19 protein-coding genes and 1 tRNA gene are annotated in these 21768 nt (G+C 63.3%); 9 read left to right on the top strand and 11 right to left on the bottom strand.

What is annotated here, in order from left to right:
- Positions 1–30: 30 nt before the first annotated feature.
- The 4 genes from ACSQ22_RS08195 to ACSQ22_RS08180 all read right to left on the bottom strand — a co-directional run bounded on the left by ACSQ22_RS08195 (position 31) and on the right by ACSQ22_RS08180 (position 4987).
- On the bottom strand, positions 31–2247 hold the full coding sequence (locus ACSQ22_RS08195; protein ID WP_436130000.1) for an ATP-binding protein: 2217 nt from the start codon (positions 2245–2247) through the stop codon (positions 31–33).
- Complete coding sequence (locus ACSQ22_RS08190) at positions 2232–3503, bottom strand: hypothetical protein (RefSeq protein WP_436129999.1); 1272 nt, start codon at positions 3501–3503, stop codon at positions 2232–2234. The genes ACSQ22_RS08195 and ACSQ22_RS08190 overlap by 16 nt, the downstream gene beginning before the upstream one ends.
- A gap of 126 nt (positions 3504–3629) precedes the next feature.
- Entirely contained in the window at positions 3630–4091 is a 462-nt protein-coding gene (locus ACSQ22_RS08185) for a hypothetical protein (protein WP_436129998.1), read from the bottom strand.
- A gap of 23 nt (positions 4092–4114) precedes the next feature.
- Positions 4115–4987, bottom strand: coding sequence for a hypothetical protein (locus ACSQ22_RS08180; protein ID WP_436129997.1), 873 nt, complete (start codon positions 4985–4987; stop codon positions 4115–4117).
- A 221-nt stretch (positions 4988–5208) separates the two neighbouring features.
- Here ACSQ22_RS08180 and ACSQ22_RS08175 point away from each other — a divergent pair, with 221 nt between their 5' ends.
- Together ACSQ22_RS08175 and ACSQ22_RS08170 are read left to right on the top strand one after the other, a co-directional pair.
- Complete coding sequence (locus tag ACSQ22_RS08175; RefSeq protein ID WP_255577578.1) at positions 5209–6192, top strand: PhnD/SsuA/transferrin family substrate-binding protein; 984 nt, start codon at positions 5209–5211, stop codon at positions 6190–6192.
- Positions 6193–6782: 590 nt separating this feature from the next.
- Positions 6783–7379 carry a lipocalin family protein gene (locus ACSQ22_RS08170; protein WP_436129996.1) on the top strand — a complete coding sequence of 199 codons (597 nt, stop codon included), beginning with the start codon at positions 6783–6785 and terminating at the stop codon, positions 7377–7379.
- Positions 7380–7636: 257 nt separating this feature from the next.
- Here ACSQ22_RS08170 and ACSQ22_RS08165 read toward each other — a convergent pair whose 3' ends face one another.
- From ACSQ22_RS08165 to ACSQ22_RS08145, 5 genes are read right to left on the bottom strand one after another with little or no spacing between them, the layout of a single operon-like run.
- On the bottom strand, positions 7637–9256 hold the full coding sequence (locus tag ACSQ22_RS08165) for an ABC transporter ATP-binding protein (RefSeq protein ID WP_121419725.1): 1620 nt from the start codon (positions 9254–9256) through the stop codon (positions 7637–7639).
- An 11-nt stretch (positions 9257–9267) separates the two neighbouring features.
- Entirely contained in the window at positions 9268–10338 is a 1071-nt protein-coding gene (locus ACSQ22_RS08160; protein ID WP_436129995.1) for an ABC transporter permease, read from the bottom strand.
- Positions 10335–11189 carry a hypothetical protein gene (locus ACSQ22_RS08155; RefSeq protein ID WP_436129994.1) on the bottom strand — a complete coding sequence of 285 codons (855 nt, stop codon included), beginning with the start codon at positions 11187–11189 and terminating at the stop codon, positions 10335–10337. The genes ACSQ22_RS08160 and ACSQ22_RS08155 overlap by 4 nt, the downstream gene beginning before the upstream one ends.
- 23 nt (positions 11190–11212) lie before the next feature.
- Positions 11213–12244, bottom strand: coding sequence for a microcin C ABC transporter permease YejB (locus ACSQ22_RS08150; RefSeq protein ID WP_055401810.1), 1032 nt, complete (start codon positions 12242–12244; stop codon positions 11213–11215).
- 18 nt (positions 12245–12262) lie between these two features.
- Positions 12263–14089 carry an extracellular solute-binding protein gene (locus ACSQ22_RS08145; protein WP_431152673.1) on the bottom strand — a complete coding sequence of 609 codons (1827 nt, stop codon included), beginning with the start codon at positions 14087–14089 and terminating at the stop codon, positions 12263–12265.
- 104 nt (positions 14090–14193) lie between these two features.
- Between ACSQ22_RS08145 and fabI the strand changes: the two genes are divergently transcribed.
- Together fabI and ACSQ22_RS08135 are read left to right on the top strand one after the other, a co-directional pair.
- Positions 14194–14994, top strand: coding sequence for an enoyl-ACP reductase FabI (gene fabI, locus ACSQ22_RS08140; RefSeq protein WP_055401808.1), 801 nt, complete (start codon positions 14194–14196; stop codon positions 14992–14994).
- Between the two features lie 77 nt (positions 14995–15071).
- Entirely contained in the window at positions 15072–15917 is an 846-nt protein-coding gene (locus ACSQ22_RS08135; protein ID WP_436129993.1) for a DNA ligase, read from the top strand.
- Between the two features lie 89 nt (positions 15918–16006).
- On the opposite strand, the gene ACSQ22_RS08130 is transcribed toward ACSQ22_RS08135, so the two are convergent.
- Positions 16007–16567, bottom strand: coding sequence for a fasciclin domain-containing protein (locus tag ACSQ22_RS08130; RefSeq protein WP_436129992.1), 561 nt, complete (start codon positions 16565–16567; stop codon positions 16007–16009).
- A gap of 180 nt (positions 16568–16747) precedes the next feature.
- Complete coding sequence (locus ACSQ22_RS08125; RefSeq protein ID WP_176885630.1) at positions 16748–19117, bottom strand: arginine/lysine/ornithine decarboxylase; 2370 nt, start codon at positions 19115–19117, stop codon at positions 16748–16750.
- A 158-nt stretch (positions 19118–19275) separates the two neighbouring features.
- Here ACSQ22_RS08125 and ACSQ22_RS08120 point away from each other — a divergent pair, with 158 nt between their 5' ends.
- The 5 genes from ACSQ22_RS08120 to ACSQ22_RS08100 all read left to right on the top strand — a co-directional run bounded on the left by ACSQ22_RS08120 (position 19276) and on the right by ACSQ22_RS08100 (position 21764).
- On the top strand, positions 19276–19701 hold the full coding sequence (locus tag ACSQ22_RS08120) for an NfeD family protein (RefSeq protein ID WP_306555466.1): 426 nt from the start codon (positions 19276–19278) through the stop codon (positions 19699–19701).
- Between the two features lie 52 nt (positions 19702–19753).
- Positions 19754–20671 (top strand): SPFH domain-containing protein, encoded by a 918-nt coding sequence (locus ACSQ22_RS08115; protein WP_055401799.1) that lies wholly within the window; start codon positions 19754–19756, stop codon positions 20669–20671.
- A gap of 80 nt (positions 20672–20751) precedes the next feature.
- Positions 20752–20841: transfer RNA gene (locus ACSQ22_RS08110), tRNA-Ser, on the top strand.
- Positions 20842–21044: 203 nt separating this feature from the next.
- Positions 21045–21371 (top strand): hypothetical protein, encoded by a 327-nt coding sequence (locus ACSQ22_RS08105; RefSeq protein ID WP_218299496.1) that lies wholly within the window; start codon positions 21045–21047, stop codon positions 21369–21371.
- Between the two features lie 210 nt (positions 21372–21581).
- Positions 21582–21764: a hypothetical protein gene (locus tag ACSQ22_RS08100; RefSeq protein ID WP_055393434.1), complete on the top strand. Its 183-nt coding sequence runs from the start codon at positions 21582–21584 to the stop codon at positions 21762–21764.
- Positions 21765–21768 lie beyond the last annotated feature (4 nt).

Genomic DNA, 21768 nt, shown 5'->3' with positions numbered 1-21768 from the left:
TATCCATAGCGCGGAGACGGCCTTTTTGGCTCATACCTTTGCATCGCTGCGCGCCAGCACGGCCAGCTCCTGGTGCAGCAGCAGTTCCACTTCCGCTGGTTCAAACTGGTCCTGCAGCAGCGGGATGGCAAAGCGGTATTCACCGCCTTCGTGCTTGCGCAGCACATAGGCCAGTTGCAGGCGTGCCAGCGACTGGCGCAGCGCCTGCGCGTCGCCCGCGATGCCGTGGCCTTGCAGCAGCTGGGCCAGGGCGACCAGGCTGGCCTGCCCGGCCTGGGCGGTGTAGTAGACCACGATGCGGTCGAGGCGGCAGGCCGCTTCGTCGTGGCTCAGGCGGCCCCAGCCCGCCAAGGCATCCTGCACGGCCTGCGAGGCCAGGGCTTGCGTGAGGTGGCGGGATTCGATCACGCGTTCGCCGGGCGCCAGCGCTTCCAGGCACTCCTGGCACAGGATGGCGACCAGGTTGGCGCGCTGGCCGCTGGCGTCCACCAGGCGGTCCACCAGGCGCTCGGTGTCAAAGCCCAGGCGCAGTTTGCGCAGCGGCTCGGTGGCCAGTTCGTGGCAGGCGCTGCGCTCCAGACCGCCAATAGCCAACACCTCGCCAAAGTTGCGCAGCGGGCTTTGGTAGTCCAGCACGGCCGTGGCATACAGGTCCCAGAAGCCCGCGAGCATGAACCAGCAGCGGCCCTCTTCGCTGAGCGCGCGCAGGGTGGAGAGCTGCACGTAGCCGTTGGCCGATTCGTCACGGAAGAACAGGTCGGCCTCGTCGATGAGCAGCACCAGGCGCTTGCCCTCGTACTGCGCCTGCAGGTGGTCCACGATGGCTTCGAGCGGGGTATCGGCCGCCAGGCCAAACTGCAGCGCCATGCGCGGTGCCAGGCGGTGGTCGCGCAGCGAGACGTAGTGGCACACGGTGTGCGGGTGGCCCGCCATGCGACGCTGCACGGCCTTGAGCAGGCTGCTTTTGCCCAACTGGCGCCCGCCCACCACCAGGTAGTTGGCGGGCTCGCGGTTGATGACACGGGCGAGCAGCTGGGCGCGGCCAAAAAAGCCACCCTCGCGCGTCACACCGCCGCGTGTCTGGTAGGGCGAGATGCGCGTGATGCGCAGTTGCGCGGCCAGCTGGCGCAGCAGCACCTGCAGGGCCTCGCCACCAATCAGCCACTCGGTCTGGTGGGCGCTGTCCAGCATCACATGCAGGTTGGCGCGGTCGTCGGCATGGGCGCGCAGCAGGGGCCAGGGCGTGTCCACGCTATGCTCGCACAGGATCAGCAGCACGTCGCTGCCGGTCTGCACGGCGCGCAGCTGGCGCAGTACGGTGGCTTCGTCGATGCCGGGCGTGGGCACAAACACCAGGCAGCGGTCCAGCGACACGGGCAGGTCGGGCGGGAACTGCCACTCAAACACTGCGCCGGGCAGCGCCCAGTCGGTGCTGGGCTGGCAGCGGGCCGACACGCGCTCGGCCAGCGCGCGGGCCAGGGCCGGGGCGCGCTCGCCGCCCGTGGCCTGGGCGCAGGCCACGGCGCGGCGCCAGTCCACCGTGCGGATGTCAGCGGCGAGCAGGGTGGCGTCCAGCCGCCGCAGCCAGCGCAGCAGGCGGTCGATCTGCGGCAGGCGCGCCAGCGGCGTGCGGCGCAGGCGTGCGGGGCGCAGCTGGCCCGCACCGATGAGCGGATGGCGCACCACCCACAGCACGGCGCCCACGGCAAAAATCACCGCGCACCATGCGATCAGCGAGCGCATCCAGCCAAACGGGTCGGCATCAGGCACTTGCGTGGGGCGCTCGAAATCGTCGGTGCTGCCCTCCAGGCAATTGATGGGCAGGTAGCCCAGGGGGATGGGCGGCTTGCCGGGGCGGCAGGACCAGGTGGTGGTGCCGGGTTTCAGCTCCACCACCACCTGCGTGCCAGCCAGCTTGCCCAGCTCGGGGTGGTGGGCGATGTCGGCCTGCAGCACATAGGGGCGCGGGGAGGTGACGCGCAACTGCGGCTGGGCCACCGGGGGCGCGTAGGCGTAAATGTCTTTGGGCCAGTGGCCAAGCTCGTTGTGCGCCTGCATCATCGCCACGCGCCACTGCACCAGCTCGCCCCACACCGGGCCCACGTTCATGGCCGCCATGAACCTGCCGCGTGTGGCCGGGTTGTGCTGGGGCGTGAACACCGCGCTGGCCACAAACAAAGTGACCAGCGCGATGACCACGGCGCGCACCACGGGTCTGGACAGCAGGGGCTTCAGTCCGCCGAGCATGAATCCAGCACCATGAAGCCCGCATCGCGGATGGTGGCGCAGCGCCAGTGCAGGCGCGCCGCATCACCTGTGCCGCGCACATGGATGAGGTTGCCCCAGAACAGGCTGCGCAGTTCATCGTCTTGCAGATAGGGCCGGGCGCGGCCCAGGTCGTCGGCCTTCAGCAGTTGCAGCAGCCGCGCGCGGGTGGCGGGCGCCTGGGCCAGGGGCAAAAAGGTTTGCCACAGGCGTGGGCTGCTGGCCAGATGGGTGTGCAGGGCGCTGGGTGGTGCATCGCCCTTGCCCACCCTCTGGTCCATTCCCTGGTCCACCAGCCACTGCAACCCCTCTTCAAACAACGCGGGGTGGCCGCCGCTGAGCGCTTGCAGATCGGCCACCACGGGCTCCGTCCAGGTGTGCTCGGGCCAGCGGTGCCGGGCCAGCTGCAGGAGGTCGTGCAGCGACGGGTCGGGCCAGTGGTTGACCTGCGCGATGTTGAGCAGCGAGAGGTCGCCACTGCGGTATTTGAGGTCGGCCAGCGCCTCGCCGCCACACAGCAGCAGGTGCAGGCGGCCGCTGTGCATCTCGCTCAGGCTGCGCAAAATGCCCGCCAGGGTCTCGCGCAGCGCGGGTGTGCCCTGCTCAAAGCGGCTGACCAGGCAGAAGATGCGTTCGCCTGCCAGCAGGCGGCGCTCCAGCGCAGATTCAAACTCGTAGTCTGACGCCACATCGCCCAGGCCACATTGGCGGCCGATGGCGGCGAAGTATTCGGCGGGCACGGTGCTCACGCTGTAGGGCGGCTGGATGTGCAGCACCGAGCCCTCGCCATACTGCGCGCGGGCGCGCTGCAGCAGCTCGTGCCGGAACGGCGGCTGCCCCCAGTGCGCGGGCGACAGCAGCAGCGAGATAGGGTATGGCACGGCCTGCGCAAGCTGGGCAAACAGCCGGTCCTGAAACGCCGCAAAGGGCTGCGCCGCACCTGGGGCCACGCCCGTGGCCCTGGCCTCGGCCCGCAGCGGGGCCTCGGCCTGCAGCGGAAACTCGGGCGCGAAACCTGCGGCGCTGAGCAGGCGGTTGGTCTCGCTCTCGGTCAGGCGCAGGTAGCGGGTGCAGGCCACCAGCTTGTCGCGCGAGCGCGGGTTGGGCACCGAAATGCCGTTGCGCCAGTTGTTCACCGCCTCGCGGCTTAGGCCGATTTCGGTGGCCACGCCGGAGGCGCTGGCGCGGATGCGCCGCATGTAGACCGACAGAAGATCGGCAAAGGAATCGGGGGACATGGAGTTGTGGACTAACGAAGGCTGGTACACCAAGCCAAAACCAAGGGCAGCGAAAAACATGGGGATGGTGGGCTGGCATTGTCAGCCTTGCCAGACCACCGCCATCCCACTGCGCAGTGCGGAGCACTACGCCAGGCGCTGCACCATGGGCCAGGCCTTGTAGCTGGCGAGGCCACAGGCCGTGAGCACCGGGCTGTACAGCACGATGGCGCCGACCACCGACATCAACCAGCCGGGCTCCTCATACTCTTCAGCCTCGGCTATCGCGCCCTCCTTCAAGGGCTCCTTACTGCGTCCCTTTTCTTTGCCCTCGCCCGAGTCGCCAGTCATCTCCTGCACCAGCATCACGGCCACCACCAGGAGCGAGACGGCCAGCAGCGCCAGGTAGCCGTATTGCAGCGCGGGCTGCGTGAGTGGATAGAAGTAGCCCGCCAGCAGCGCGGCCGGGGCCAGAAAGAACACGTGCATCATCAGCCGGTACCAGGGAAAACCGTCCGCCGGCCTTTCCAGCGCCCCCATGACCATGCGGTAGGTCAGAGCCCCCAGCACAAAGATCACCCCGCCCCACCATTCGATTTGCGTCAGCATGTTGTTGTTCTCCTGAGATTCTTTTACTGGGGGGCCATCACCGTGGCGGGGCCGTCGTCACCAGGCGGGTCGGCGTCATCGTCTCCGTCGTCCCCGCGCAGCTCCTTGTGTTCGGTGGCCATGTAGTACAGCGGCAGCGCCACGGCCAGCGCCAGCCCCAGGCCCATCCACAGCCAGAAGCCCTTGAACAGCAGCACGGTGACCACCGTGAACACTACTGCATGCACCAGCCCCTTGAGCCCGGCGCGCAACAGCAGCACGGCGATCAGCCCCTGCACGGGCGACTTGCCGCTTTTGCCCATGGCCCGCGCCATTTCGACAAACGCCTCGGCCGCCTCCTGGGCCTCGCGCTTGCGTTTTTCTTCCTGCTGGCGCAGCTTGGCAACGGCAAGGGGCTTGGTCGGGTCTTTGGAGCAGGCATAGGGGTCATCGGCCTCACCACCCTCCTCGCCGCCGTTGCCCTGGCCTTCGCCACCATGCAGCGCAGGCTCTACCACTGCGCGCCACTGCGGGTTGGCGTCCATGAATGCCTTGCGCGACACCCACTGGCCCCGGTCGAAGTGCATGCGCTCGGTTTCCCCCACCTGGTCGTAGAAGATCTCCAGCACTGCAGCCCGCAGGCCCTGGTCAAACAGGGCTTCGAGCTGGCGCAGCGGTGGTGGGTCGCTCGTACCCGTGTCGAACTGGAGCAGAAGGTGCGTGGAAGCGGCAGATGCCGACGCATTGAACCATTGCGCATCCCACAGGGACTCCAGACTGGAGGCCCCCAGCTTGTCCGCCCAGCGTTGGGCCTGTTCCGTGTTGTCTGAGCACAGGTATTGGTACGTGAGCTGTGCGAGCTTCAGCTTGATCGGGTCTTCGAAAAACAGTTGCAAGGTCAGGGTGTTTTGCGACATGGGAAACGCTGTTCACAGCGGTAGGCATTGCGATGGATTGGGATTGTGTGGACCAGGCCCGCGCATGTCCCCTGCGGGCTTGTCCATGCCGGGGCGGCGCGAGGTTGACAAAACGTCCACCCGCACGGGTCGCCAAGGCGCTGATTGTCACAAAACGTTCATGCATACTGGCCGACCCGCGCGCGGAGCGCGCTTTCACCACAATCGGAGGGAAAACAACGATGCGATTCGATACCCGCTTTTTTGCACTGCTGTCTGGCACCGCGCTGATGCTGGGCCCGGTAGCTGCGCAGACCGACCGGGCCGCGCCTGCCCGCGCCGCCGCAGCCACCCCGGCCGCCACGAGCTTCGCAGGCAGCCCACGCGAGAAACTGGTGGTGGCCATGCCCAAGACCTATGCCAAAAGCGAAACCATGCTGCTGTGGGGGGACTACTTCAACCACCTTGCGCGCTGCGGCAACATTGATCTGCAGAATCTGCAAGGCGAATCGCTGGAGAAGAGCACCAACATCGATGTGCTGGGCGAAAAGGAACTGATCGACAGCCTCCTCAGCGGCAAGGCACAGCTGGCGCAGGTCAACCCCGGCCTGGTGCCCCAGTTGGTGGGCGCTGGCCAGCCTGCCCCGTTTGGTGTGCCCGGCAACAAGGCCAGCGGCAAACGCAATTCCTACACGCTGATCCTGATCTCGCGCGTGGACAGCCCTTTCACCAAGCCGCAGGATCTGGTGGGCAAGAAGATTGCCCACTCCACACCCACCTCCAACTCAGGCAACCTGGCGCCGCGCGCGTTGTTCCCGGCGATCGGGCTGGTGCCGGACCAGAACTACGAGGTGGTGTTCTCCAACGGCCACGAGCGCTCGGTCACAGGGGTGATGCACGGCTTCTACCCCGCCGCAGCCGTGGCCAGCGATTTGTACCAACGCATGGTGGTCAAGGGCGATGTGAAGGGCTCCAGCATCCGCACGCTGTGGGAGAGCCCACCCTTCATGACCGAGACCTGGACGCTGGGCAAGGACGTATCGCCCGAGCTGCAGGCCCGCGTGAAGAAGTGCTCGTACAGCTACAGCTTTTCGCCCAAGCTGCGCCAGTTGCTGCCAGGCAATGACACTTTTTTACCCATCAATTTCGAACGCGACTTCGCGACGGTGATGGAGGTCTACACCAAGACGCAGAAGGCGCAGGCTGCCAAGGCTGCCGCCAAATAAGTCCCGGTGTCAAAAGCGTCTATCGCCGCGCCCGCAAGCCGGACTCTGGTTTGCGGGCTCAGATGGTGCAGCAACAGATTGCCGCCATAACACGACAGAGCCAGGAAGAACAGGCCGCCCGGCACCAGCAGACCCTGGCAAGCAGGGATGCAAACACGAAAGCAGCGCCGGTACCGGAAGGCCGTCGTATCCCTGGCCTGATGGAAGCCATCAACACTCTTGTCTGAATGCGGCCACTCAGGGGGACGCATTGCGAGAAGTGCGCCGCGGCAAATGCCATCAACTCCATCTCCGACAGCGCTCCAGAATGGTGGCCTGGATAGGTACGGAACCACGGCAGCGCCACCACACCGATGCACATCCTTGCCAGAATGGTGGCCTGGATAGGTACGGAACCACGGCAGCGCCACCACACCGATGCACATCCTTGCCGACAGCCGCTGCCAGCGCGCGCCTACACACCGGCCCCCTTGCAGTGCCTACAGTGGATCGCACGAACAGCCGCTGCGCAGTGCACATTCCGTCAGGTGCCATAAGGTGACGTCAGGTGCAACGGCAGCCCCGGCAGCAACCCCAGCAGGAGCAAGCCCATGCGCATTCACACCCCACCCCGTGCCCATTCGCCCTCGCCGCTGGTCATCGGCGCTGCCGCAATGATGGCGTTGCTGGCGCTCACGGCCTGCTCCACGCCCCGCGCGCCCGAGGGCATTCAGCCCGTTACGGGGTTTGACGTAGACCGCTACGCAGGCCACTGGCACGAGGTGGCACGCATCGACCACGCCTTTGAGCGCGGCCTGACCCAGACCAGCGCCACCTACAGCCGCAACGCCGACGACACGATCAAGGTGGTCAACCGAGGCTACGACCCAGTGCGCAAGGAGTGGAAGCAGGCCGAAGGCACGGCGCGCTTTGTGGATGAGCCCACGCGCGCTGCGCTCAAGGTGTCGTTTTTTGGACCGTTTTACGGCGGCTACAACGTGGTGGCGCTCGATGAAAACTACCAGTGGGCCATGGTGGTGGGCTCCAGCACCGATTACCTGTGGATCTTGTCACGCACGCCCACCCTGCCCTGGCATGTGCGCGAGCACCTCATGGAGCGGGCACAGACGATGGGTGTGGATGTGCGCAAGATTCTGTGGATGCCCGCCGCCAGCGAGCAACACGCCAAGCGGGCCGTGATGACCTGAAAAGCTCCAACGCCGGCAAGCGCAAATAGCTATATATTTGATAGCCATTTACGCTTACCTAATAAGCGCCAGGGATCCTCTGCACGAATCGAGCGGCAAGTGTGCGCTGCGGATCGGGATGGGCTGCAAGGCGCAAACCGCAGCAATAGCCGCAGCTATTGCGAGTATTTGCAACGCGGCAGACCGCCCGAGACCGCAGATGCACGCGGCGCGGTGATTCGTGCAGAGGGTCCCTTGATGCCATTTCTATTCAAATATCAGCCGATACCCGGCACGGTGGCCGCCGCCACCAGGCGCTGGGTGTAAGGGTGTTGTGGTGCATCCAGCACGTCGTTCACGCTGCCACCTTCCAACACCGCGCCATCCTTCATCACCACCACGTCGTGTGCCATGGCGCGGATCACATCCACGTCATGGGTGATGAGCAGGTAGCTCAGGCCCTTTTCTTTTTGCAGCCGCTGCAACAAGCCCAACACCTGCTGCTGGATGGTCACGTCCAGGGCGCTGGTGGGCTCGTCCAGCACCAGCACCTGCGGCTGCACGATGAGGGCCCGGGCGATGGCCAGGCGCTGGCGCTGGCCGCCTGAAAATTCATGCGGATAACGCTCCAGCAGGCGGGGGTACTGTGCTTCGGCCAGTCCCACCTCTTCCAGCGCGGCCTCGACGCGCATGCGGCGCTGGGCCACGGTCAGTGTGGGCTCGTGCACCTTCAGGCCCTCGCCCACGATCTCTTCGACCGTGAGGCGCGGGGACAGCGACGAAAACGGGTCTTGAAATACCACCTGCACGCGGCGGCGCAGCTGCTGGTTGGCGGGGGTATTGCGCATTGCTGGTTGCTGCCACGCCTGACCCCCGACCTGCAACTGGCCGGCGTAAGGCAAAAGCCCCAGGATGGCCTGCGCCAGCGTGGACTTGCCCGAGCCGGACTCGCCCACCACCCCCAGCGTCTGGCCGGGCAGCAATTGCAGCGTGGCGCCCTGCACAGCCACAAACTCGCCCTTTTTGAACCAGCCCTTGATGCCGGGCAGCGGCGTGGGGTAGACCACGCGCAGATCCTGCGTCTTCACCACCGGGGCAGTGCCTGCAGGGGGATCGGACTCGACCACATCGCGGCGGGGCTGGCTGGCAATCAGGCGGCGCGTGTAGGCGTGCTGGGGTGCACCAAAAACCTCGGCAACGGGGCCCTGCTCTACCAGCACGCCCTGCTCCATCACGGCCACGCGGTCGGCAAAGCGGCGCACCAGGTTGAGGTCGTGCGTGATGAGCAGCACGGCCATGCCCGTCTGGCGCTGCAGATCACTCAGCAAGTCCAGGATCTGGCCACGCAAGGTCACATCCAGCGCGGTAGTGGGCTCGTCGGCCAGCAGCAGCTTCGGGCTGCTGGCCAGGGCCATGGCGATCATCGCGCGCTGGCGCTGGCCGCCTGAGAGTTGGTGCGGGAAGCTGTTGGCACGGCGCGCGGGCTCGGGGATGCCGGTCTGGGCCAGCAGCTCGATGGCGGCCTGCGCGCACTGGGCGCCAGTCAGGCCTTTTTTGAGCTGCAGGATTTCGGCGATCTGCAGGCCGATGGTCATCAGCGGGTTGAGCGCGGTCATGGGCTCCTGGAACACCATGGCGATGTCGCCACCACGCACGCCGCGCATCTCGCGCTCTGTCAGCGCCAGCAGGTCGCCCCGCCCTTGCAGCGTTGCCTGCCCGGTGATGGCGGCATTGCCCGCCAGGCGCAGCAGGCTTAAAGCGGTGATGGTCTTGCCGGAACCGGACTCGCCCACCAGCGCAAGCTTTTCGCCTGCGGCAATGCTGAAGTTGACGCCCCGCACCACTTCTTTGGGGCCAAAGCGAACGTGAAGGTCCTGAACCTGCAACAAAGGGGTCATGGCCGTAGGGGTCACTGGTCGGCCTTTCTGGGGTCCAGGGCATCGCGCAGCGCATCGCCCATGAAGGTCAGCAGCAACAGGGTGGTGACCAGCACCGCAAAGGTAGACAGCGAAATCCACCACGCGTCAATGCTGTTCTTGCCCTGGTTCAGCAGTTCACCGAGCGACGGCGTGCCGGGCGGCACCCCCAGGCCCAGGAAGTCGAGGGAGGTCAGCGCCAGGATGGCGCCACTCATGCGGAAGGGCAAAAAGGTGACCACGGGCGTCAGGCTGTTGGGCAGGATGTGGCGCCAGATGATCTGGCTGTTGCTCACCCCCAAGGCCCGGGCAGCCTTCACATAGTCGAGCTGGCGATTGCGCAGGAACTCGGCACGCACATAGTCGGACAAACCCATCCAGCCAAACAGCGACAGCAGGATGAGCAGCAGCGCAATGCTGGGCGCGAACACGGCGCTGAAGATGATGAGCAGATACAGCTCGGGCATGGAGCCCCAGATCTCGATGAAGCGCTGAAACGCCAAGTCGGTCTTGCCGCCAAAGAACCCCTGGATGGCCCCGGTAAGCATGCCCAGTAGTACGCCAGTGATGGTGAGTGCCAGGCCAAACAGCACACTCACACGAAATCCGTACAGCAGCTGCGCCAGCAGGTCGCGCCCCCGGTCATCCGTGCCCAGCCAGTTGTCGGCCGTGGGGGCTGACGGGTTGGGCGCCTTGGCAAAGTAGTTCAGCGTGTTGGGGCCGTAGGGGTTCAAGGTGTACAGCGCCCAGTTGCTGCCTGCGGTGATGCGCTCCTTGATGAAGGGATCAAGGTAATCGGTGGGGGTTTCGAAGTCTCCCCCGAAGGTCTTCTCGGAGTAGTCCTTGAGCATGGGAAAGTAGGTCTGCCCCTCATAGCGCACGATGAGCGGCTTGTCGTTGCTGACCAGCTCGGCACACAGGCTCACCAGCACCAGGGCGCAGAAGATAAGCAGGCTCCAATACCCCAGGCGGTTGCGCTTGAAGCGCAGCCAGGCGCGGCGGGAGGGGGAGAGCGAAACGGAACCGGCGTTCCTGTCTGGATGCCCATTAGTTGATGCAGTCATGCGGACACCAATTGCCATTTACCAGCAGTGGTGAGCACAACATTGCTACGCCCCTGTCTTCTGAACGTCATGATTTCAACCTCTCCGGTGCTGCCCATGGCTGCTGAATAAACCCAACGCTTCTCGCCGTGGGGGTCGATCATGATGGAACCATGGCGCACACAGCCCAGTTGTGGAACCACTGCGTGTTGGGCACGTGTTGAGCAGGAAGGCATTTGCAACGGCAATCCCTCTACATCGCGCATGGATTGCTCAAGCCTGTGCAGCAGCGCGGTAGTTCTTTCAGGGGTACATCCAATTGTTAGTTGTTGCAACCATTCATCGGGCCCGAACTCAATCAACGGGCCACCAGGTGGAGTGAAGAAGTCAGTGACTAACAAGCTCAGGTAGTCGTCGTCTGAGAGCAGTCGATCAAACAGCGAAACATCGCCCGTTCTCTGATACGACGCTGCCCAAAGGACGCCAAGCACCATCTCGGACAACCCAATCCACACACTCACATCCGGTTGGCATTCCGTTGCCAAATTCCATTGGCCGCTGCGAACAGCGTCATAAAACTTCTGCCCCCTGAGAGTAACGGCGCAGCGCAGGTTAAGAAACTCCAGATCGTTGCTACACAATCCTTCCTGCATGACGAATTTGGCGAACTCTGGGTGCTTCAATTGACTTAATACAACCACCCAGCGTGCAATGGCGGCAGCAAATACCTGCTCATCCAAGGCCACAAGCTGCGGGGCCAGCTTCTTGCATTTAGCGCGAAATTTCTGACTGGAGTCGCACAACGGAAAAACCTTCCACAGAACGTCCTCTTGCAGTGGTGAATGGTTGATGCAATCGTCTCGCATGTTCAAATCTTCACGCCTCAAAATCGCAGTCAATCGAATTTGACGCGCGGGTCCACCCACACGTAGCACAGGTCGCTCACCAGCTTGGTCACCAGCCCGATCAGCGTGAACAGATACAGCGTGCCCAGCACCACAGGGTAATCGCGGCGGATCACACTCTCATAGCTGAGCAAGCCCAGCCCATCCAGCGAGAACAGGGTTTCGATGAGCAGCGAGCCCGCAAAAAAAGCACCGATGAACGCAGCCGGAAAGCCGGTGACGATGGGAATAAGCGCATTGCGGAACACATGCTTCCACAGCACCTGCCGCTCGCTCAAGCCCTTGGCGCGGGCGGTGAGCACATACTGCTTGCGGATTTCTTCGAGGAACGCGTTCTTGGTCAGCATGGCCGTCACAGCAAAACTGCCCAGCACCATGGCCGTGACGGGCAGCGTGATGTGCCACAGATAGTCCACGATGCGCGCGCCCCAGGTCATTTCATCCCAGTTGGCCGACGTGAGCCCGCGCAATGGAAACCACTGCAACTGCCCACCAAAAATGACCAGCAGCGCCACGCCCAGCACAAAGCCGGGAATGGCATAGCCCACCAGAATGAGCAGCGTGGTTACCAGATCAAAGCGTGACCCGGCGCGCACCGCCTTGGCCACGCCCAATGGCACGGCCACGAGGTAGCTGATGAAAAAAGTCCACAGGCCCAGGCTGATGGAAACCGGCAGTTTCTCCTTCACCAGTTGCCACACATCCTTGTTCTGGAAAAAGCTCTTGCCCAGATCAAACCTCGCAAACTGTCCCAGCATCTGCAGGAAGCGCTCATGGGCAGGTTTGTCAAAGCCGTACAGCGCCTTGATCTGCTCCAGCCGTTTGGGGTCAACGCCCTGCGCGCCCCGGTAGCTCAGGCCGCCCCCCTCGGCGCCGCCACCGCCCACACCGGCCTTGGCCTCGGCCATGTACTGCTCCACCGGGCCGCCCGGCACGAACTGGATCACCACAAAGGTCAGCAAGAGCACGCCCAGCAGCGTGGGCAGCATGAGCAAGACACGTTTGAGAATATAGGCAAACATGGGTGGGCGGTCTTATGGCTATTTCTTGTCCGGCGCGGTCTGGGGAGGAATACGCGCCCACCACGTGTCGATGACCCACCCTTCGCCGCTGGCGTAAGGCGGCACCGTGGCCGGCCGTGCCAGCCGCCAGGCGTTGTAGGCCATGCGGTGTGTACCCGCCGTCCACTGCGGAATGAGGTAGTGGCTGTGCGCAATGATGCGCTCCAGGGCGTGGCAGGCGGGAAGCAGTTGCGCCTCGGTCTTGGCGGAGGTCATGGCCTTGATCATCGCGTCCACCGCCGGGTTCTTGACGCCTGCAAAGTTGCCGGAATCCTCCACGTCGGCCGCCTGGCTGCCAAACATGTCGGCAAACTCCTGGCCCGGGTTGTTGGTGCCCTGGTAGGCAATCGAGGTAATGTCGAAGTCGAACTTCTGCAGACGCTGCTGGTACAGCGCAAAGTCCACTGACCGAAACCGCAAGGTGACACCAATCTTTTCGAGATTGCGCATCCAGGGGGTGATGGTGCGCACGCCGCCTTCATTGCTGTCCATGTATTCGAGCACCATGGCCTCGCCCTTGGCGTTGCGCAGGGCACCGTCGCGCACCTCCCAGCCGGCTTCCTTGAGCAAAGCCTGCGCCCGCCGCAGGTTGGCCCGCAGTGAGGAATCGCCATCCGTGCGCGGGGGCACCGTCATCGGGCCGAACGCGGCAGCCGGAATGTCCTTGCGGTAGGGCTCCATCAGCGCAAGCTCCTCGGGCGAGGGACTGCCCTTGGTTTCGCACGCCGTGTTGCCAAACAGGCCGTTCACCCGCTGGTAAGCGCCATAGAACATCTGGCGGTTCATCCACTCGTAGTCCATGGCCAGGCCCAGGGCCTCGCGCACGCGCGCATCCTGCAGCAAAGGCCGGCGGGTGTTGAGCACATAGCTCTGAAAACCCGAGGGGAGCTTGTGCACAAACTCGCCCTTGACGAGTTCACCCGTATCGAACTTCTTGCCCGTAACACGTCGGGCCCAGTCGCCCGCGCTGAAAAACCGCATGAGGTCAAACTCGCCAGCCTTGAGGGCCTCCAACCGCGCAGTGTTGTCCTTGTAGATCTTGACAAGGATGTTGTCGAAATTGGCCGTGCCCTTGCGCACGTTCAGGTCGCGCGCCCAGTACTGCGGGTCGCGCACATAGGTGATGTCCTTGCCAAAACGCACCGGGCCGATTTTGTAGGGGCCACTGCCGATGGGAATATCCATCACCACCTGGTCAAACGGCTTGGCCTTGCCGTTCTCGACGCCCCAGTCGCGGCTGAACACCGGCAGGCCACCCACGGTGAGGGGCAGCTCGCGATTGGGCAGCTTGAAGCGGTAACGCACGGTGCGGTCGTTGATCACATCCACGCCCGCCACCTCGATCAGCAGCGTCTTGTAGGCAGGGGATGTGAAGGGGCCCACCAGCGTGTCGTAGCTGTGCTTCACATCCTGCGCCAGCACGGGCTTGCCGTTGTGAAAACGCGCCTCCGGCCGCAGGCGGAAGGTGGCGGACAAACCATCGGGGGCAACTTCCACATCTTCGGCCAGCAGACCATAACCGGTGGCGGTTTCGTCCATCGAACCGGCGAGCAGCGAATCGAACATCAGCGACGACAAATATGCTGGCGCGTTGCCCTTGATGGTGAACGGGTTGTATTTGTCGAAGGTGGAAACCCGCAGGTTGCTGACCAGCCGCAGCTCGCCGCCTTTCGGCGCATCTGGGTTCACATACGCAAAATGCGTAAACCCGGCGGGATAACGCGGCTCGCCCCACAGGGCATACCCATGTGCAGCCCATGCAGGAACCGCACACCCCATCAGCAAAAAAGTCAGCCAAAACCGCATGCGACAATTCTGCACTACGTTCGCCGGGCCCCGCTGCAGATCGCGCATACCCACATGCGCCAGGCCGCCCGCCGACATTTCGCCATTCCAAAAGGAGATTGAACATGGGTTTTCTGACCGGCAAGAAGCTGCTCATCACGGGTGTTTTGTCCAACCGCTCCATCGCCTACGGCATTGCCAAGGCCTGCCACGCACAGGGCGCCGAACTGGCGTTCAGCTACGTGGGCGAGCGCTTCAAGGACCGCATCACCGACTTTGCAGCCGAGTTCGACTCCAAGCTGATCTTTGACTGTGACGTGGGCAGCGACGAGCAGATCGAGCGCATGTTTGCTGAGCTGTCGCAGACCTGGCCCCAATTCGACGGCTTTGTGCACAGCATCGGATTCGCCCCCCGCGAGGCGATTGCCGGCAATTTCCTCGAAGGCCTTTCGCGCGAGGGTTTCCGCATCGCCCACGACATCAGCGCCTACAGCTTTCCCGCCATGGCCAAGGCCGCCCTTCCCTACCTGAACGACAAGTCGTCGCTGCTGACGCTGAGCTACCTGGGCGCGCTGCGCTCCATCCCCAACTACAACACCATGGGCCTGGCCAAGGCCAGTCTGGAAGCCAGCGTGCGCTACCTGGCCGAGGCCGTTGGCCGCACCGAAGACGGCCGCAGCATCCGCGCCAACGGCATCAGCGCCGGCCCCATCAAGACCCTGGCCGCCAGTGGCATCAAGGACTTTGGCAAGCTGCTCAGCCGCGTGGCCGATGCATCGCCCCTGCGCCGCAACGTGACGATCGAAGACGTGGGCAATGTGGCAGCCTTCCTGCTGTCGGACCTGGCCTCGGGCATGACGGCCGAGATCACCTACGTGGACGGCGGCTTCAGCCAGACGGCGGGCCTGAGCGCAGACCAAGTCTGATTGTCATCGAAAATTTAGATCAAAACAGGGCCTAGCGCTTATTGAAAAAGCGCTGGTAGCTATACATTTAATAGCAAATGCTCCGCAGGCACTGGCTGGCGTGGCTGAGTTTCACTGCGCTGCCCACGCACGCAGCAGACGCCCCTGCCCTGTTGCTGGCCAATGTGTACCGGCCCGGCATGCCGCTGGCCGACTATTGGGTCAGCGAAAAATACGACGGTGTGCGGGGCTACTGGGACGGCCACACGCTGCGCACGCGGGGCGGCGAAACGGTGATGGCCCCCGCCTGGTTCACCGCCGGGTGGCCCACCACTCCCATGGACGGAGAGCTGTGGGCCGGACGCGGGCGCTTTGCGCACGCCCAATCCACCACGCGCCAACAGCAGCCTCATGAGGCGGCCTGGCGCCAGATGCGCTTCATGGTGTTTGACCTGCCCCGGCACGGCGGCATGTTTGACGAACGGCTGCGGTCGCTCAATGCCTTGGTGATGCAGATCAACCAGCCTTGGGTCCAGGCGGTGCCCCAAAAGCGCATCGAAAACGATGCTGCCCTGCAGGCCCTGTTGCAACGCACGGTGCGGGCGGGCGGCGAAGGCCTGATGCTGCACCGGGACAGCTCGCTCTACCAGTCTGGCCGCAGCGACGACCTGGTCAAGGTCAAGACCCACGAAGACACGGAAGCGCGCGTGGTCGCCCACCTGCCTGGCAAGGGCCGCCACGCCGGTCACATGGGAGCCCTGCTGGTGGAAATGCCTTCGGGCCAGCGTTTCCGGCTGGGGGCGGGTTTCAGCGATGCGCAGCGGGCTGACCCGCCACCTGTGGGTAGCTGGGTGACGTACCGGTTTCGCGGTACCCATGACGGGGGCCTGCCGCGCTTCGCGAGTTTTGTGCGTGTGCGGGACGATATGCCGCCGGTCCGCTGACGGGGCCACAGCAACCCCTGGCCGATCCCGGCCCTGCGATGCGGCGGCCATGCACAGCGGACGTGCAGCCCCTCCCATCCGTTGCTCAATCAGTTGGGCAACAGGACCTTGTCCACCACGTGGATCACGCCGTTGGACTGGTACACGTCGGCAATCGTCACCGTCGCCGTACCGCCCTTTTCGTCCGTCACCATGACAGCATTGCCGCTGGCCTTGGCGGTGAGCGTACCGCCCGCCACCGTCTTGAGGCTGGCCATGCCTTTGCCGTCTGCAATCATCTTGGACAACGCAGCAGCGTCGTACTTGCCCGCGACCACGTGGTAGGTGAGCACCTTGGTCAGGGTGGGCTTGCTCTCGGGCTTGAGCAGCGTGTCCACCGTGCCGGCGGGCAATGCGGCAAATGCCGCATTGATGGGCGCAAACACGGTGAAGGGACCGGGGCCCTTGAGCGTTTCGACCAGGCCCGCAGCCTTCACAGCGGCCACCAGCGTGGTGTGGTCCTTGGAGTTCACGGCGTTGTCGATGATGTCCTTGCTGGCCAGCATGGGCGCACCGCCCACCATGACCTGCGCCATGGCAGGCATTGCGGCAGCGGCCATGGCTGCGGTGAAGGCGATGGTGGCGAGGCGGGCGTTGAATCGAAGGGTCATGAGAATCTCCTGAGAGGTGTGTGAAGACAGTCGTCACCGCATGAAAACCACGCGGCTGACAGTCAATACGGCAGCACCACAACAGCGGATTCAAATGCACAAAAAAATCGCTCCGCCAGCCATGCCGGGGGAGCGATTTTTGAGACGCTGGTGCACCCACACACCAGCGCGAAGACGTGCTTACACGTTGCGTCCGTACGGGCCGTCGTCGCCCACCTGCACCAGGTTCTGGGCGGTCGCCAGCGGCTTGGGGTTCTTGCCGGTCTTGCCTTGCTCTGCCACGCAGTCGGCGTAGTAGCGCACCTGGCCGTTCTCGTCTTCCACTTCCACCAGGCCGTGGATGTCGGTCTCGAAGCCCGGGCACAGCTTGGCGAATTCGCGCGCGAACTTGAGGTAGTCCACGATCTTCTTGTTGAATACCTCGCCAGGAATCAAGAGCGGAATGCCCGGTGGGTAGGGCGTGACCAGGCCCACGGTGATGCGGCCTTCCAGGTGGTCGATCTCCACGCGCTCGGTCTGGCGGTGGGCGATGTGCGCGTAGGCGTCCGAGGGCTTCATGGCGGGCGTCAGGTCTGACAGGTACATCTCGGTCGTCAGGCGCGCGATGTCGTACTTGGCGTACATCTCATGCACGTGCTGGCACAGGTCCTTCAGGCCCATGCGCTCGTAACGTTTGTGCTGCTGGCAGAACTCGGGAAGGATGCGCCACATGGGCTGGTTCTTCTCGTAGTCGTCCTTGAACTGCTGCAGCGCCGTCAGCAGCGTGTTCCAGCGGCCCTTGGTGATGCCGATGGTGAACATGATGAAGAAGCTGTACAGGCCGGTCTTCTCGACCACCACGCCGTGCTCGGCCAGGTACTTGGTAACGATGGACGCGGGAATGCCGGTCTTGTCGAACTTGCCGTCCAGGTTCAGGCCCGGTGTGACGATGGTGGACTTGATCGGGTCCAGCATGTTGAAGCCGTCGGCCAGCTGGCCGAAGCCGTGCCACTTGCTGGCGTTCTTCTTGCCCTTGCCATCGCTGCGGATGATCCAGTCCTCGGCGCGGCCCAGGCCTTCGTCCACGAGCTTTTCAGGGCCCCAAACCTTGAACCACCAGTCGTTCTTGCCAAAGTCGTGCTCCACCTGGCGCATGGCACGGCGAAAGTCCAGCGCTTCGAGCAGGCTTTCTTCCACCAGGGCCGTACCGCCGGGAGGCTCCATCATGGCGGCGGCCACGTCGCAGCTGGCGATGATGCTGTATTGCGGGCTGGTGCTGGTGTGCATCAGGTAGGCCTCGTTGAAGAGGTGGCGATCCAGCTTGGTGGTCTGCGAATCTTGCACCAGCACGTGGCTGGCCTGGCTGATGCCGGCCAGCAGCTTGTGGATGGACTGCGTCGCGTACGTCACGGAATGCTTGGGGCGCGTGCGCTTCTTGCCCATGGCGTGGTAGCTGCCATAAAACGGGTGGAAGGCCGCGTGTGGCAGCCAGGCCTCGTCAAAGTGCAGGTTGTCCACGTAGCCGTCGAGCATGCCCTTGATGGTCTCGGTGTTGTAGAGCACGCCGTCGTAGGTGGACTGTGTGAGCGTGAGCACGCGCGGCTTGACCTTCTTGGCGTCCACGCCCTTGAGCAGCGGGTTGGCCTTGATCTTGGCCTGAATGGCCGCTGGCTCGAACTCGCTTTGCGGAATGGGGCCAATGATGCCGAAATGGTTGCGCGTGGGCTTCATGAACACGGGGATCGCCCCGGTCATGATGATGCTGTGCAGGATGGACTTGTGGCAATTGCGGTCCACCACCACCACGTCGCCCGGCGCCACCGTGTGGTGCCACACCATCTTGTTCGATGTGGACGTGCCGTTGGTCACGAAGAAGCAGTGGTCGGCGTTGAAAATACGCGCGGCGTTGCGCTCCGATTCACCAATGGCACCGTTGTGGTCCAGCAGCTGGCCCAGCTCTTCCACCGCATTGCACACGTCGGCACGCAGCATGTTCTCACCGTAGAACTGGTGGTACATCTGGCCCACAGGGCTCTTCAGGAACGCCACGCCGCCGGAGTGGCCGGGGCAGTGCCAGCTGTATGAGCCGTCTTCAGCGTAGTCGAGCAGTGCCTTGAAGAATGGAGGCTGCACGCTTTCGAGATAGCTCTTGGCCTCGCGGATGATGTGGCGCGCCACAAATTCGGGGGTGTCCTCGAACATGTGAATGAAGCCATGCAGCTCGCGCAGGATGTCGTTGGGCAGGTGGCGGCTGGTCTTGGTCTCGCCGTGCACATAGATGGGCACTTCGGTGTTCTTGCGCCGCACTTCACCGATGAAGTTGCGCAGGCTCAGCACGATGGGGTCCAGCCCCTCACCCACCGTAAATTCCTCATCGTCGATGGACAAGATGAATGCGCTGGCGCGGCTTTGCTGCTGGGCAAACTGCGACAGGTCACCATAGCTGGTGACGCCAACCACCTCGAAACCCTCAGACTCGATAGCCTGCGCCAGCGCGCGGATACCGAGGCCCGAGGTGTTCTCGGAACGATAGTCTTCATCGATGATGATGATGGGAAAGCGAAACTTCATGCGCAGCCTCCGTGCAACCGTGCCCTGCCCGGCCAAAAAACGAAATAGGCGCGAAGTGTAAGGAATAACCTTGACGCGCCTTTGAACTGCAACCCTTTTGTCCCAGAATGTGGTGCACTAAACACAACCACAACCACAACCACAACAAGGAGTTGGCTATGGAGGAATCCACCATCTGGTGGCTCGCAGCGGGGGCTGTGGTCGTTGCAGAGCTGCTCACCGGTACGTTCTATCTGCTCATGGTGGCCATTGGTCTGGTGGCAGCGGCCCTGGCGGCCCATCTGGGGTTGCCAACTACCGCGCAGATCGTGGCAGCGGCTGTTGTGGGCGGCGGCGCAGTGGTGGGCTGGTACTACCTCAAGAAAAAGCGGCCCGGAGACCCCTCGGCCCGTGCGGATCGCAGTGTGAACATGGACGTGGGTGAAACCATTCTCATCGAGGGCTGGAACGCTGATGGCACCTCCACCGTGAAGTACCGGGGTGCCACCTGGACAGCCATCCACCGTCCCGGAGTCACCCCCTCCACGGGCATGCACCGGGTTGCTGAACTCGTGGGCAATCGCCTGCTGGTAGACCCTCTCTAAAAATCCCGCTGTCGCTCACCTTCACAGATCAACAACGAAAAAGAGGCTCCTCATGGAAATTGCCATCGTCATTCTCATCATTGCCGTCATTTTCATCGCGCGGTCCGTCAAGGTCGTGCCCCAGCAAAATGCCTGGGTCAAAGAGCGCCTGGGCAAGTACGCGGGCACGCTCACACCGGGACTGAACTTCCTGGTACCTTTTGTCGACAAGGTCGCCTACAAACACAGCCTCAAGGAAATCCCGCTCGACGTGCCCAGCCAGGTTTGCATCACGCGCGACAACACCCAGCTTCAAGTGGACGGCATCCTGTACTTTCAGGTGACCGACCCCATGCGCGCCAGCTACGGCTCCAGCAACTACATCATGGCCGTGACGCAGCTGGCGCAGACCTCGCTGCGCTCGGTCATCGGCAAGCTGGAGCTGGACAAAACCTTTGAAGAGCGCGACATCATCAACGCCCAGGTCGTACAGGCCATCGACGAAGCTGCCCTCAACTGGGGCGTGAAAGTGCTGCGCTATGAAATCAAGGACCTGACACCACCCAAGGAAATCCTGCACGCCATGCAGGCCCAGATCACTGCAGAACGCGAAAAACGCGCGTTGATCGCCGCATCTGAAGGCCGCCGCCAGGAACAGATCAACATCGCCACCGGCGAACGCGAGGCCTTCATCGCCCGATCCGAGGGCGAAAAGCAGGCCGTCATCAACAAGGCCCAAGGCGAGGCAGAATCGATCAAGGCCGTGGCCGAAGCCAACGCCCAGGCCATCGAGCGTGTGGCCTCAGCCATCCGCCAACCCGGTGGCGAACAGGCTGTACAGCTCAAGGTGGCCGAGAAGGCCGTGGAAGCCTACAGCCAGGTGGCAGCAGACTCCAACACCACACTTATCGTGCCGAGCAACATGACGGAGGTGTCTGCGCTGATCGGGTCGGCGATGAAGATGGTGCAAGCTTCACAGAAAGCGGCCTGAGCGCAGGCAAAGCTTTTTTCGAGGCAACGGCTACCGTCAGCCCAGATATCCCTTTTCCTATGGCTATAATCGAGGGCTTCGGAGAGGTGGATGAGCGGTTTAAGTCGCACGCCTGGAAAGCGTGTGTGGGCTAATCCCCACCGCGGGTTCGAATCCCGCCCTCTCCGCCAAAAATCAAAAAGCGTCCTTCGGGGCGCTTTTTTCGTTTCGGCCTCTCAAGTGACACGGAGCGCTTTCAGCGCCTCCTTCTCGCCTCGCGAAATGCCGGGAGCGGTGGGACCAAACCCGCCGATTTGTTGCAAAACGTGTGATTGGTTGTCACGCCGCGGCGCACTATTCACAATAAATGACTCCACCCAAAAGGAGTGCACCTATGCCCATGGAGCTACTGTTCGTCCTTGCACAGAGCAAGCTGCCCATGATGATCGAGAAGCCCTGCGACGTTGACAAGCTTCGGGTGCTGGCGGCTGCTCAGCTCGTAGAGGTGCAGCTTCCCGATGTGCGTGCCAAGGAGCAAAAAGCAGAGGTTCTTGCCATTTCGCCGCAGGGGCGGGCAGCGCTGGCAACAACCTACCCCCGTCACCCATTCAAGTTCGCGCCCATGCGCTCTGCGCCAGCGCCGGCTTCGGCCGATTGGCTTCCGTCTTTGGACTCCTGCCAGGTGCAGCGCGGTGGGACAAGGACCACGCTGGACTCCTAGTGTCATGCGCATGCTCGCTCTACGGAACATCTGAGCACAACCAAGCTTCTGAATGACTTGCAACCAAAGGCAACAAACCGGGGTCATCTGCGGATATCGCACTTGTCTGACAGACGCTGACCGCGCGTTTTGCTGAAATCCTCTCCATCAGCCATTGAGGCTGACCCGGGAGCTCATTGGGACTCCCACCTTTTTGACAAAGGATCCGCCATGAAGCGCCACCCCTTGACACCCGGAACCCGCGCCCTCGCTGCGTTTGCCGGCACGGTTGTGCTTGCGGTACTGGCGGCGGCATCGTTGTTGATGCCCGATGTGACCGTGCAGTCGGTGGATTCGATGCCGCTTTTGCCCAGTGGGCTGGACCAGATCTTTCCCTCCAGTCTGTTTGAGTGACCTT

Origin of the sequence: Acidovorax sp. LjRoot38 (assembly GCF_964252975.1) — a bacterium.
Lineage (GTDB): Bacteria > Pseudomonadota > Gammaproteobacteria > Burkholderiales > Burkholderiaceae_C > Acidovorax > Acidovorax facilis.
This window is presented reverse-complemented; position numbering and strand designations above follow the sequence as displayed.